The organism is Paenibacillus sp. MMO-177 (genome assembly GCF_037147795.1).
In the GTDB taxonomy this organism is placed as follows: Bacteria; Bacillota; Bacilli; order Paenibacillales; family Paenibacillaceae; genus Pristimantibacillus.
Genome location: NZ_JBBCUR010000001.1, coordinates 776,597 through 790,873 on the forward strand (window position 1 = coordinate 776,597; position 14,277 = coordinate 790,873).

General features: G+C 53.5%; 10 protein-coding genes. 3 read left to right on the forward strand and 7 right to left on the reverse strand.

The annotated features are described in order from the left end of the window. The first annotated feature begins 110 nt into the window (after positions 1-110). From WFK81_RS03485 to WFK81_RS03495, 3 genes are all read left to right on the forward strand, one after another. Complete coding sequence (locus WFK81_RS03485; RefSeq protein ID WP_336785045.1) at positions 111-1,496, forward strand: ABC transporter substrate-binding protein; 1,386 nt, start codon at positions 111-113, stop codon at positions 1,494-1,496. 199 nt (positions 1,497-1,695) lie between these two features. After that, positions 1,696-2,577 (forward strand): carbohydrate ABC transporter permease, encoded by an 882-nt coding sequence (locus WFK81_RS03490; RefSeq protein WP_015846648.1) that lies wholly within the window; start codon positions 1,696-1,698, stop codon positions 2,575-2,577. Beyond that, entirely contained in the window at positions 2,577-3,407 is an 831-nt protein-coding gene (locus WFK81_RS03495) for a carbohydrate ABC transporter permease (RefSeq protein WP_336785046.1), read from the forward strand. The genes WFK81_RS03490 and WFK81_RS03495 overlap by 1 nt, the downstream gene beginning before the upstream one ends. Before the next feature lie 55 nt (positions 3,408-3,462). Here WFK81_RS03495 and WFK81_RS03500 read toward each other — a convergent pair whose 3' ends face one another. The 7 genes from WFK81_RS03500 to WFK81_RS03530 form a co-directional block, all read right to left on the reverse strand. Beyond that, positions 3,463-4,776 carry an ABC transporter substrate-binding protein gene (locus WFK81_RS03500; protein WP_336785047.1) on the reverse strand — a complete coding sequence of 438 codons (1,314 nt, stop codon included), beginning with the start codon at positions 4,774-4,776 and terminating at the stop codon, positions 3,463-3,465. Then, positions 4,769-6,292, reverse strand: a complete 1,524-nt coding sequence (locus WFK81_RS03505) for a response regulator (RefSeq protein ID WP_336785048.1) — start codon at positions 6,290-6,292, stop codon at positions 4,769-4,771. The genes WFK81_RS03500 and WFK81_RS03505 overlap by 8 nt, the downstream gene beginning before the upstream one ends. Positions 6,293-6,297: 5 nt before the next feature. After that, positions 6,298-8,115, reverse strand: coding sequence for a sensor histidine kinase (locus tag WFK81_RS03510; protein WP_336785049.1), 1,818 nt, complete (start codon positions 8,113-8,115; stop codon positions 6,298-6,300). Between the two features lie 936 nt (positions 8,116-9,051). Further along, positions 9,052-10,188, reverse strand: a complete 1,137-nt coding sequence (locus WFK81_RS03515) for a bifunctional cystathionine gamma-lyase/homocysteine desulfhydrase (protein WP_336785050.1) — start codon at positions 10,186-10,188, stop codon at positions 9,052-9,054. A gap of 16 nt (positions 10,189-10,204) precedes the next feature. Further along, positions 10,205-11,122, reverse strand: coding sequence for a PLP-dependent cysteine synthase family protein (locus WFK81_RS03520; RefSeq protein ID WP_336785051.1), 918 nt, complete (start codon positions 11,120-11,122; stop codon positions 10,205-10,207). Positions 11,123-11,166: 44 nt separating this feature from the next. Further along, positions 11,167-11,808, reverse strand: coding sequence for a class I SAM-dependent DNA methyltransferase (locus WFK81_RS03525; protein WP_336785052.1), 642 nt, complete (start codon positions 11,806-11,808; stop codon positions 11,167-11,169). Positions 11,809-11,961: 153 nt separating this feature from the next. Beyond that, entirely contained in the window at positions 11,962-14,244 is a 2,283-nt protein-coding gene (locus tag WFK81_RS03530) for a beta-glucosidase family protein (RefSeq protein WP_336785053.1), read from the reverse strand. Positions 14,245-14,277: the final 33 nt, after the last annotated feature.

Here is a 14,277-nt window from a genome sequence, read left to right on the forward strand (position 1 = left end):
GTCGTCATGAAAGCCTTTACACTTAGGTCCACAGGGCTCCGGAAACCCGAACCGCTAGCGAAACGAAACAGCTTGATTACGCTCGAACATAACAAGGAGGGTATATCTGAATGGCACAATCTAAAAAGAAAACGATTCTGGCCCTGACAGGAGCCGTACTTCTTACATCCGCTTTGACGGCATGCGGCAGCAACAATAATAACGGCCAAAACGCTAATGCGACCAAATCCCCGGAAGCAAGCCAGACCGCGGCAGCCGAATCGCCGGCGGCAACAAGCGACGCCTCTTCCGAACGCTACGAGAAGCCGGTTACGCTGAAGCTGATGATCGACAACCAGACTTCTACGGAAGGCATTAAAGCGGTAGCCGACGAAATCGAGAAGCGCTACAACATCAAGACCGAATTCGACCTCCGTCCCGGCGGCGACGAAGGCGACAACCTCGTAAAAACAAGACTGGCAACCGGCGAAATGGACGATCTGAGCTTCTACAACTCCGGTTCCTTGTTCAAAGCGCTGCAGCCCGAGAAATATTTCCTTGACCTGACAAGCGAACCGTTTATGCAAAACGTGGTGGACTCCTTCCTGCCAACCGTCAGCGTTGACGGCAAAACGTATGCGGCACCAAGCGGCGCTTCGCAGGCAGGCGCTTGGCTCTATAACAAAAAGGTGTATGCGGAGCTTGGCCTGTCCGTTCCAAAAACCTGGGATGAGCTGAAAGCCAATAACGAGAAAATTAAAGCAGCAGGCAAAACAGCGGTCATCGGCTCCTACAAGGACAGCTGGACCTCCCAGCTGATCGTGCTGGCCGACTATGCTAACGTAACGGCGGACGCTCCAACGTTTGCCGACGATTTCACCAATAACAAAGCAAAGTTCGCCGATACGCCTGCGGCTCTGCGCAGCTTCCAAAAGCTTGCCGAGATGAAGGATTACATGAACAAAGATTACCTCGCCACCACGTATGATCAGGCGCTCAAAATGCTCGTTGACGGCACCGGCGTTCAGTACCCGATGCTGACCTTCGCTCTCTCGAACATCTTTGCAACGTATCCGGACAAAATCGACGATATCGGCGTATTCGCCCAACCTGCCGACAGCGCGGACAAAACCGCTCTGACCGTATGGATGCCAGCCGGAATCGCGATCTACAAGGATGGCAAAAACGTGGAAGCCGCGAAAAAATGGATCAACTTCTTCGCTTCGCCCGAGGGCATGGCTCTCCTGGCAACAAAAGCAAAACCTGAAGGTCCTTATGTGATCAAAGGCGCAACGCTGCCGGATGATGCTTACGCCGGCGTAAAAGAAATGATGCCTTACTTCGATAACGGCAACAACGCGCCGGCCCTTGAGTTCCTGTCCCCGCTCAAAGGACCAAGCCTGCCGCAGCTGACGGTTGAAGTCGGCGCAGGCATGAAGTCGCCGGAGGACAATGCCAAGGCGTACGACAAAGACGTCGAGAAACAAGCGAAGCAGCTTGGCATTCAAGGCTGGTGATAGTGATAAAAACTTATATCGAAGTCATCCGAAGAGGAGCGACCGCGTTTCAAAGGTAGTTTTTATCGCCAATCAGAAAATGAGTATTTCGAGTTCGAAATACTTATATTTTCTGATGTGGTAACAACAGCAGCCCTGCCCTGCTCCTTAAGGCAGGACAGGGCTTTTTGCAAAGATAGTAAGATGGGAGAGATTCACCATGCAGAAGGCTTCCCTAACAAAGGCTTCCAAAAGGTTTTATACGTACAAATTTTTGCTGCCCGCGGGCATTATTTATTTCGTGCTGTTCCTCTTGCCCACCATCATGTCCTTCTTCTTCAGCATGACGAGATGGGATCTGGTGGACTGGGATTTCATCGGCCTGGACAACTATAAGACGTTTTTCTCGGAATCGTCGCTTAATATCGGCTTCCGCAACACCTTGATCTATGCGGTTGTAACCTGCGGCCTCAAGGTCGTATTCGGACTTTTGCTGGGGGTGGCGTTGACATCCGGCCTCCGGATCAAAGGTTATCTTCGTTCCGTTGTTTTCTTTCCGACGCTGCTCTCTACCATTGCCGTAGGCATTGCGTTCAGCAGCATGATGCATCCGACTCAAGGCCTGATTAATAAAAGCCTGGCGCTTGCGGGCATCGTTGGTCCCGACTGGCTTGGCGACACGAGTATCGCCCTCCTGTCCGTCGCCTTTGTTGATGTGTGGAAGGGCGTCGGCATGGCTACTGTTATTTTTATCGCGGGCATTATGTCCATTCCCGAAGAATATTACGAAGCGCTTCAGATCGACGGCGGCAACGCCTGGGACCGGTTCAAGCATATTACGAACCCGCTTGTGGCACCCGCGATGAACTCGGTTATTATTCTTGCCTTTATCGGGGGCCTCCGTTCCTTCGACCTCGTATGGGCGATGACCAAAGGCGGGCCGGGCTTCAGCACGGACTTGATCGCTTCTATCATTTATAAACAATATCAAGGCGGCTTCTACGGCCTCTCGACGGCGGGCAACGTGATTCTCTTTATCGGCGTATCCCTGCTGGCCTTCCCTCTGCTTAAGCTTCTGTCCAAAAGGGAGGTTGATCTGTAATGAAGCTGAAAGGCACGAAACGCATTGTTTTCGAGGTTATTGCGATTGTCTTGTCCGTCATTATTTTCTGGGTCCCGTTCTGTTTTGTCATAATCAACTCGCTGAAAAACAAAAAGGACGCCGCCCAGCTTGATCTAAGCTGGCCAACGTCCCTTCAATGGTCGAACTATAAAGAAGTTCTTATCGCGCAAGATCATATGGTGATCCGGTCCTTCGTGAACAGTACGCTTATCACGCTGCTGTCGATCGCTATCCTCGTGGTGGTCAGCGCAATGACCGGTTACGTGCTGCAGCGCCGCAATGACCGCTGGTCGGGCATCATTCAGTTTCTTGTGTTGGCCGGCCTTATGATTCCTCCCGCCGTTGTACCAACGATCTGGGTGCTGGACTCCATACATCTGTTCAAGACGATGTCCGGGATTGTCCTGGTCGAGGTTGCGCTTGGCATTTCGTTCGCCGTTATGCTGTACCGCAGCTTTATGGCGACGATCCCACGGGAAATTGACGAAGCGGCTATCGTGGACGGCTGCGGAAGCATGCGAATGTTTTTCCAGATGATTCTGCCGCTTCTCATGCCGGTAACCTCAACGGTTATCGTGCTGTCGTCGGTTGGCATTTACAACGACTTCGTGAATCCGCTCTACTTCTTCCCTGGGGCAAAAAACGCCACGATCCAGCTGACCCTGTACAACTTCACCAGCATGTACAATACGTCCTGGAATCTGCTGTTCGCTGATATTATCTTGATCTCTCTTCCGCCGCTTATTCTGTTTATCTTCTTCAACAAAAAAATCGTTGCCGGCATGACGGCCGGCGCGGTCAAAGGATGACAAGCGCAAAGAAACCCGCAAACCGTTTCAGGTCTGCGGGTTTCCCCATTCCAGCCTATTGCTGCTTGTCTAATGCAGCCTGCAAGTCTTGCATGTACATCTTCCCTGTATAATCCTTGTTTGCAATTAGCAGTTGGGCATTATTCCAGGCAACCGTCTGCGTATCGGCATCAAATAAAGCCTCAAACCATAAAGCGCCGTTCTTAACGCTGTCGATCGTCTCCTGCGTCATTTGCGTCAGCTTAGGTACATCGTCAGGCATGTTCTGCACATTAAAGCCGGTGATCACGCCGTATTCCTGCATGGCCTTGTCCCCGTAGCCGGTAAACACCGCCTTCAGCCAATCCTTCATCGTATCGTCATACGCTGCCGCCGATAGAGAAGTGGTTAACCCCGCGTTCATCAGCCAATCATCCTTGGTCCCCGCTCCGCCTTTCACCAAAGGAATGTTAAACAATCCGATGGCATCCGTTCCAATCTTGTTTCTAATCGTGCTGTTAAAATCCCTGAGGCTCCAGCTTCCCGTATAATACATGGCGGTTTTTCCTTCGAGGAACATCGTTGTCGCTTCGTCCGTCTCGGTTGTGTTCACATGCCTGCCGAAATAACCGAGCTGAGCCATCCGCTGAACCGTATCGGCCGCTTTAACAAAGCCCGGATCCGTTACCTTCAGCTCCTTGCGTGCTACCCGCTGCATCGCGTCATAGCCGTATACCCGGATGACATAGCTGTTAATGAGCCGAGTGATCGGCCATTTATTGCCGCCCGCCAGCGAGAAGGGCTGAACGCCATGCGACTGCAATACCTCCGCCGCGCGAAGGAGATCATCCCAGGTCTCCGGAACCGCCAGGCCATACTTGGCGAACAACTTTTTGTTATACCAGAAACCCTCGATGTTGATCTCAAGCGGCAGAGCGTACAGCCCTTTATCCCGGACCATCGACTTAAGCAGCTTCACGGCTGCCGGGTTTAATTCGTTTTGCAGGCCAAGCTCGCGGAACACCTTCTCGATATCCAAAATAAATCCGTTATCCGCCAGCTGCTCAAGCGGCCTGCCCGATTCGTAGGAGAAGACCTCCGGCAGATCGTTGCTTGCCGCCAGCAGCTGGATTTTCTGAACGAGGTCCGAGGTGTTGACGTTCTCGAATTCGTATTTAATGTTGGGATGCTGCTTCTCGTATTCGCGAGCCTGCTCGCTGATAATCCGGGGCTGCTGCTCTTCGAGATCCGACGATACATAATGAATAACCCGGGTCGGATCGGTAATTTGTTCATCTTCATTGGTTCCGTACGAGCCGCCGCTCGAGCAGGATACAAGAAATACGCATAACGCGGTTATTAGGCCCATTGCCGCAGCCGGCCTATTCATGCTCCCCCACCTCCTGCGCTTGCTCGTGCGTTTTGCCGCCGACATGCCCTTCACGGAATTGCCCCGGCGTTACGCCCGCGTATTTCTTGAACAGCTCCGTAAAATGCCTGTAATTATAATAGCCTACCTTCTTGCTCACATCGTTGACAAGCATGCCTTTGTGCAGCAGCATCTTCGCCTGCTCCATCCGCAGCTTGGTAACGTATTTGATATACGAGGTTCCCACCTTTTCTTTAAACAGCAGGCTGAGATAGGTGGCATTCATGCCGACATGCTCGGCCACCTCCTGCAGGGTGAACGACTCCAGGTAATGCTTCTCGATAAAAGCAAGCGCCTTCTCCACCGCATTATGCTTCGCGGCATGCTTATCCTCCTTCATGAAATGAAGGAACATCTCCATCTGCTCTTGGAGCCATTCAAACATCCGGTCCCTGGATGACATCTCGCCAAGTTCCCTGTAGGCTACAGTTGCCTGCTGCTTCATATCCCCGCCGGATTCCTTGGCTACCTGATACCCGATATAAGCCAGCTTGAGAACCTCCTGCTCGACTGACTCGGGACTAAGCCGTTCAGCCTCCATGCAATGCTTGTATTCATCCAATAAGCGCAGCAAGCCGTCCTTATTGCCTGTTCGCATATTGAAGACAATATCCTCTTCGCACTCGGTTAAGCCGTGCGGAAAGCTGTCCTCCGCATGCTCGAACCGGGTCCAGCCTTTCTCCTCCAGGAAAACGGCGTACCTAAGAGCGCGTACCGCTTCATTATAGCTTTTGGCCGCATCTGCCGCATCGGCATAGGTCTGCCCGGAGCCAATCGACTCCTCCATTTGCGGTGAACGGAGCGTCAATTGTTCCCATAGCTGCTCTGCCGGCAAATCGTAATGAAAAACGACGGTCACCCACTCTTTTCCGTATGAGAAAGAAATCAATCGGTACGACGGATGCTCCTCGAGCCGCTCCGTTTTGCCCGTGGCTGCAAGCACGGTGACGCCTTTCACCCGCTTGGCGTCAGCTTCCCCGAAGGCCTCCTTCCAATCCGCAACGGCTTGCTCCCCAAGCAGCAGCAAATCAAGCGTTGCCTTCTCCAGCAAAGCTTCCTTGTTGGCGGCTACTTGGGTTTTTAGCTGCGTATGCTCCTGCTGATGGCCGATGCGGGCAATGGTCCGGCCGATCGCTTCGTCGATTTTTTCAAGCGTAATGGGCTTATCCAAATAATCAATAACGCCAAGCTTTAGCGCCTTGCGGATATATTCGAACTCGTTAAAGCCGCTGAACACGATACACGCGGTATCCGGCATTTCCTTCGCGATCTCTTCAATCAGCTGCAATCCGGTTAAGCCGGGCATGCGGATATCCGTCATCACGATATCGGGCTGAAGCTCCCGGACCATCTGCAGAGCGGAGAGACCGTCGGCGGCCGTACCCGCCAGCTCAATGCCGTAACGGGACCAGTCCACCATCATTTGAAGCCCTTGCGTAACGATATATTCATCGTCGAAAATAACGGCTTTTAACATGACTCTCAACCCTCTCTGATTTCATTTGGCCGGAACCGGATCTCGACGATTGTTCCTTTCCCCGGTTCGCTGCGAACCGTTAACGAGCTTCTGTGACCATAGTAGAGCATGATTCGTTCCCTGACATTGACTAACCCGTACCCGGTTTCCGTTGCCTGGATGTCTTCCATCCCAACGCCGTCGTCCTCCACGGTAAAGACAGCGGCGCCATCCTCCATTCTGCCCGTCAGCCGGATCGTTCCTTCCCCAACCTTAGGCTCCAGGCCGTGGTAGATGGCGTTCTCGACAAGCGGCTGCAGGATCAGCTTCAGAATCTCGATGCTCATCAGTCCTTGATCGACATCAACGATATAATGGAACCGCGACTTATAGCGGAGATTCTGTATCGTCATGTAATGCTCGATATGCTGGAGCTCCTTGAACACCGGAATCGTTTCCTTCCCTTTGTTCAAGCTGATTTTGAAGCTCTCCGATAAAGCAACCGTCATCTTCGCGATATCCGTGTTGTTTTGCAGTATAGCCATCCAATAGATCGAATCCAGCGTGTTATAGAGAAAATGAGGCTTAATCTGCGCCTGCAGCGTCCTCAGCTCCGCTTCCCTCTCCTTTAGCTGCGAATGAATAAGCCTTTCGCTGAGCTGTTTGTTCTCGGAGGAGATTTTGCGAAACGTCTCGCCAATCGCCCCAACTTCGTCTTCTTCGAAGGAGATAACCTGAACCGAGGCGCCTGAGCCCTTGGACCAGTCCACCATCATTTTTTTCAGCTGCAAGAGCGGCCGGGTAATGCTTCCCGATACAAACATGGACAAAATAATCGCAATAAGCGCGATAAAGCCCGCAATAAGCATTGTAACCGTACCGATCCGGTTCGAATCCTGCAGCAGTACGTCGGTTTTGACGATATGAAGAAAGGTCCAATTGGTCGTTGCGTTTCGGTAGCCAACCGTCAAATAGCCATGCTGATGCAGCTCGCGCAGGACGCTGTCCTCGCCAACCTCGCGGTCGATCAGATGCTCAATCGAAGCATTCTGGGCATAGACGCTGCGGGACAGCTTGCCGGATGTATCCAGCACGATAAAATCCCCGTCGTCTCCCATCGCCTGCTCGAATATCGTTTTCTTCAAATTAATAATAAGCAGCCCGATGACGCGGAAGCTCGCCGGATCGCGAAGCAGCTTCACGCTGGAGAACGAGGTCCCGGCATTCCCCGAATTGATGGACTGAAGCACGTTGTAGCTGAAAAATACTTCCCGGCCGTTCGCCGCTTCCGCGCGCTTGTACCAATCCGTCTGGCCAATCACCGACCGGCTTGTCTCATCGTCATAGATTCCCGCGTTCGCTTCCACGCTGCCGTAACAAACGGAGTGGAAGCCCCGGTCGAACAAGCAGATAGAGTCGATGTGACGGGTATCGATCAAGTTGCGTACAACGAGATTTTGCAGCCGGTTGGCGGTCCGGATATCAAGCACGTGGCTTTCGTCCGCCGCGCTTGCCTTCAGCTCGTCGCGAAGCTGATCGTTGGCCAGAATGAGCCGGTGCATGTTAATGACGTTCCGGAACAGAAGATCCGCCACTTCGCTTGCCGCCTGCAGATTATGCTTGTTGTTGTCCAGATGGTTATGCACGATCGTATTTTTCGAAATATTAAAGGAAATATATCCTAGAATGATTAGCGGCGGCACCGACAATAACACTACGGCCAGCAGAATTCGGGTGCGAAGTCTGCGGGGACGGTACTGCCTTAGAAGCGAGGATAAGGAAAAGGATCGCATCCGCTTTGGCTCCTTGGCCGCCGATCCGGCCCGATAAGATGTTTCCTTCATTGTAAACGAAATTTGGGACGTTTATCACGGCGCATTTTTTTAGGTGGGGTGTCAGGATTTTTTGGATTGTATTTATCTGAGCTTACCTAGGTTAAAGAGCAAACTGCGTGTTTGTATGTTCTTCCGATCGCCGTTGCTCTGGGATTCCCCTCAATTAGAGTAATCATAGTAGGAATCCCAGAGCAAAAGCGAACGTTAGCACTTCTCCAGAATCATACAAACACTCCGTTTGCCATTAACCTGTCAGATAAAGAACAATAACCAAGAAAATCCTTGTGGGAGGGGCCGCATAGCAAAAGAGGCTGTGCAGGTAAGATCTGCACAGCCTCTTTTGCTAGTATTGGTTGGTTTGCCTATAGGGACCTTAACGATGTGCGACATCGTTAAGGTCCCGGGCTGGACAGTTGCGCTGGGCTTAACGATGCGGCGCATCGTTAAGGTTCCGAAAAACAGCCCCACGGGCTCTTTTTTCACTGTTTTTGGTGCGCTTAACGATGTGCGGCATCGTTAAGGCGCACGGGCTGGCCCATTTTAATGGGCTTAACGATGCGGCGCATCGTTAAGGATTCGAAAAACAGCCTCAGGGGCTTGTTTTTTGCTATTTTTGATGCGCTTAACGATCTGCGACATCGTTAAGGTGTCCGGGCTAGCCAGTTACGCTGGGCTTAACGATGCGGCGCATCGTTAAGGATTCGAAAACCAGCCTTCGTGGCTGGTTTTTCGTTGTTATTGATGCGCTTAACGATGTGCGACATCGTTAAGGTGCCCGGGCTGGCCAGTTGCGCTGGTCTTAACGATGCGGCGCATCGTTAAGACCGTTGATCAGACGGAACTCTAGTTAGTTAGGGGTCGGAGACAATGCGTCGATATAGAGGAAAGTTTCGTGCTGCGAGCGGGTTAAAGCAGATCGGTACGATCGGAGCGGATCCCGCTTTGCTAGCCTTCCAGGCTCTGGGCTAAATCGGAGATCAGATCCTCGCGGTCCTCGATGCCGACCGAGATGCGGATCAACCCGTCGGTGATGCCGAGCTGCTCTCTCCGTTCCTTCGGGATGGACGCATGCGTCATCCGGGCCGGAACGGAGATGAGGCTTTCCACGGCGCCGAGGCTTTCGGCTAGCGTAAAGTACTGAACTTTCCGCAGCACCTCCGCTGCTTTCTCGGTGCTTCCCACATCAAACGAGATCATCCCGCCGAAGCCAAGCGCCTGCCGCTTCGCCAGCTCATGCTGCGGATGGTCCGGCAAGCCGGGGTAGTAGACCTTCCGGACAGCCGGATGCTCTGCCAGAAACCTTGCGATCTCGCGCGCACTGGCTTCATGGGCTTCCATACGAAGACCCAGCGTCTTCATGCCGCGGATCAACAGCCAGGAATCATGTGGACCAAGCACGCCGCCAACGGCATTCTGAATATAATGGAGCTCTTCGCCGAGCTTCTCGTCCGCCGTAACAACGAGCCCCGCAACAACGTCGCTATGCCCGCCCAAATATTTGGTCGCCGAATGGACAACAACGTCCGCGCCTAACGCAAGCGGCGTCTGCCAATACGGCGTGCCAAACGTATTGTCTACAATAAATAGCAACCCGTGAGACTTCGCCCACGCGGAGACAGCCGCGATATCCGTCAGCTTCAGCAGCGGATTGGTTGGCGTCTCGACGAGCAAGGCTTTTGTATTCGGCCGAACAGCCTCACCTAATGCATCCAGATCTGCCGTGTCCACAAAAGTGGCCTCAATGCCAAGTCGCGCAAGCACCCGGGTAACAATTCGGAACGTCCCGCCATACACATCGTCGGTCACAAGCAGATGATCCCCGCTGTCCAGGCGCGACAACACCGTATGAATCGCCGCCATGCCGGAGCTGAACGCAAGACCGCGCGCTCCTCCTTCGAGCTCCTTGATGAGCTCCTCCAGCGCATGCCTTGTCGGATTGCCCGTACGGGAATATTCATAACCGCGGTGCACGCCAACATCATCCTGCTTATACGTGCTCGTCTGGTAGATCGGTACGTTTACCGCGCCGGTGTGCGGGTCAACCGGCGTACCGCCGTGAATCAGCTTCGTTAATCGCTTCAAAGTCAAGCCGCCTCCTCTATCCCCCGTAAATCTGCTTGCTCAGATAACGCTCGCTTCCGTCCGGGAATATCGTCACGATATGGCTTCCCGATGGCGCAAGCTCCGCTTCCCTGAGAGCAGCTTCAAGCGCCGCGCCGGAGGAGCTGCCGACAAGCAAGCCTTCCAGCCTTGCCAGCTCCTTCACCCGGGCAAACGCAATGTCGTCGGTAATGGTATGAATCGCATCGAAGTAGGAGGGATCCATAAACGGAGCCAGCTTCTCCACGCCGATGCCTTCGGTCCGGTGCGGTCCGGACTTGCCGCCAGCCAATATCGAGCCCTCCGGCTCGACGATTGCCGTCTTTACGGCCGGATTCTTCTCCTTCAAATACCGTGCCGTCCCCATAAACGTACCGCCCGTTCCCGCTCCCGCCACAAAGACATCCACTCTACCGTCCAGCTCCTGCCACAGCTCCGGACCAAGCGTGTCATAATAAGCCGAAGGGTTCGCCGGATTCGAGAATTGCGCAGGTGAATACGCTCCCGGAATAGACGACACCAGCTCCTCCGCTTTGCGAATCGCCCCAAGCATTCCGTCCTTGGTAGGTGTATTGACGACCTCCGCTCCAAGCGCGCGCATCAGCGTCTGCTTCTCGATGCTGAATTTCTCGGGTACAACAAATATGACTTTATAGTCCGTGCCAACAGCGGCAAGCGCTAGACCAATCCCCGTATTGCCTGCCGTTGGTTCTATAATGGTTCCTCCAGGCTTCAGCTCGCCCCGCTCAGCCGCATCGCGCAGCAGTGCCAGACCTAAGCGGTCCTTAACGCTTCCCCCGGGATTCATCAGCTCCAGCTTGGCAAATAACCGGACCCCTTCAGGTAACGAAAAACGCGTCAGTTCTACGATAGGTGTATTTCCGATCAGCTCACGGACATTGCGATAAATAGCCATGCAAGCATCTCTCCTCTGCTGTTCCCGTCTGGGGTGCAATCGGTTCAGCCCAGCTTGACCGCTTCCAGCAGCCAGACATAACGGTTGAGCCGGGTGAAGCCGACCGTAAAACCGTGATTCGTGAACAGCTTATTCAAGACATCGAGAGACGTATAATACTCCGTGCGCAAATCCTGATATAAATTTAGAAATCCCGCTTCAAGCGCAGATTGTTCAATCTCTTGGCGCTCTTCCGCATTTGCAAAGGAGGTATCCGCAAACACTACGCGCCCGCCTGGGGCAAGCAATTGACTATACAGGGCAATCGCCTGGTCCTTCTCCGTATCCGTCAAATGATGAAAAGCATAGGTGCTGACAATCGCATCGATCGGCTCCGGCAGCTCCGGAAACTCCAGAAAATCGCCATCCAGAAGCCGGATCGGCAGTCCTCGCTTCGACACCTCACGGCGCATGCCTTCCGAGGGCTCAATGCCGTACACCTTATTGCTCCGCTTGAGCAATTTCTCCGTCAAATTGCCCGTGCCCACTCCAAACTCTACAATCGTGCCGCTAACCCTCTCCGCTACCGCTTCAAGGATGCGGTCATATCCCGCAAACACTTCACGATACTCCACATCTTCCCCGGCAACCGTCCGATCATAAGATTCCGACCATTCGTCAAACAGCGCTGTAAATTCTCTGCCCATCTGTACGCATGCCCCTCTCGTGCTGCCACAATGTGTTGCTTGCTATCAGCATATGTAGCCGGGCTCAACTTGTTCTCTTTTTTCCAACCTTATTAATCGGATTTAGTCATAAAAGAAAACCGCATCGCCATAAACGGCAATGCGGCCCTTCCTTTACTTGCTTCCGAGCGCCATGCGCTCCTCTTCAATCTGTCCGATCAGCTCTTCAATGACTTCATTTGGGGAGCGTTCGCCAAGCCAGCTCTGGCCAAACATCTGAATCAACTTCACGACGGGGAAGTCGTCCCAGAAGCCGACAAACTCGTCGTTCAGCTGAATTTTGTCCACGATATGCGCGTTCATCTCGTCCAAGAAACGCTCGAGTACCTTCTTCGCCACAGGATCGTTCAGCCAGTCGATAAATAAACTAAACTGATGGAAGGTTGCCTTCTCTTCGCCAAAGTCGCAATGCAGACGTCCGCGCAGCCGGATATCCCGCGACGAGCTGCCAACGGAGATCAGGAAGTACCCGGTCTCGGCTACCCATTTGCCGAACTTCGTGTTGTAATAAGCAAAGTCGCGTTCCTCCAACACAAAAGAGACTTCCTTCGCCTCGCCCGGCGCCAGCTCAATCTTAGCAAAAGCCTTTAATTCCTTCTCCGGCCGCGTCCATTTGCATTCTTCGTCATGGACGTACAGCTGCACGACTTCCTTGCCTGACACCGAACCGGTATTGGCAACCTTAAACGTTACCTCTACTTGGCCGTCCGGCTGCTGAACGGTCTTCAATCCGGAGTAAGCGAATGAAGTGTACGACAAGCCGTGGCCGAACGGGAACTCGGGCGCCAGCTCTTTTTTATCGTAATAGCGGTACCCGATGAACAGACCTTCCCGGTAATGCAGCTTGCCGTTCTCGCCGCGGATCCGCATATGGGACGGGTTGTCCGACAGCTTCACCGGGAACGTCTCCGACAGCTTGCCGGAAGGATTCGCTGCGCCAAGCAAAATATCGGCGATCGCTTTGCCGCTGCCTTGACCGCCAAGCCAAGAGTGGATAACGCCCGGAACCTGCTGCACCCATGCCCGCATCGCCAAAGCACTGCCGCTGCTGGTCACCACGATACAGCGGGGCTGAACCGCGGCTACCGCTTGAATCAGCTTCACTTGATGAGCAGGCAGTTCAATGCCTTTCAGATCATGCATTTCCGATTCCGCGAATTCAGGCTGGCCCACGAACAGGATGGCTGCTTCGGAAGCCGCCGCAATCGCTACGCTCTCCGCGATAAGACGGTCATCAACAATATCCTCCTGCGGATAGCCCTCGGCATAAGACAGCTTGACCGAGGATCCTGCAAGCGACTCAAGTTCATCAAACGGAATATCTACGCGTGTTGGCGTAACGTTCGCGCTGCCGGCGCCTTGGATTCTCGGCTGCTTCGCGAACCGGCCGATTACCGCGACGCTGCCAAGCGTTTCCCGGTCCAGCGGAAGAATGCCGTTATCGTTTTTCAGCAGCACGATGCTTTCCGCGGCGGCTTTACGCGCAAGCTCATGATAGTCCGCTGCCTCGGCTGCCTGCTCCGAGCCCGCGGTTGTTTTGGCGACCAGATCAAGAATGCGGCGAACGCTGCTATCCAGAACGGCTTCGTCCAGAGTGCCTTTTTTGACCGCTTCAACGATTGCTTTCGCATTATAATCGGCAGGTCCCGGCATCTCGAGATCGAGACCCGCCTTGAGGCCCCGAAGCCGGTCGTTAACGGCTGTCCAGTCGGAGATGACTACCCCGTCGTAACCCCACTCCCGGCGCAAAATATCATGAAGCAGATGCTCGTTCTCGCTCGCATAAGAACCGTTAAGCAGATTGTAGGAGCACATGAGCGTCCAAGGCTTCGCCTTCTTGACGATCCGCTCGAACGCGCTGAGGTAAATTTCCCGCAGCGTCCGCTCGTCTACCTCGGAGCTCGTAACCATCTTCTCGAACTCCTGATTGTTGCAGGCAAAATGCTTCACCGACGCGCCGACGCCTTCGCTTTGCAGGCCGTTAATAAAGGAGGCTCCAAGCTCCCCGGACAAGCAAGGGTCTTCGGAGTAATATTCGAAGTTGCGCCCGCCAAGCGGCGTGCGCTTCATGTTAATGCCAGGGCCCAGCAGAAGCTCAACGCCCATCGACCGGCCTTCCTTGCCGAGCGCAACGCCAACCTCATGCAGCAGCTCCGTGCTCCAGGACGAACCGATAGCCGAGCCTGTCGGATAACAGGTGGCTGGAATGTTTTGCCCGGTAACCCCCATCTCTTCGTCGCTGTTCGTTTTACGAATGCCGTTGGTGCCGTCGTACATATGAATCGCGGGAATGCCGAGACGTTCGATGCCTTTCGTCATCCACATATTTGAGCCTGCAACAAGGGAAGCTTTTTCTTCCAAGGTCAATAAAGACAATAATTCCGCTGATGTTTTCATGAGTAGAAAACCTCCTTTTCTTGCTGTGCAAAT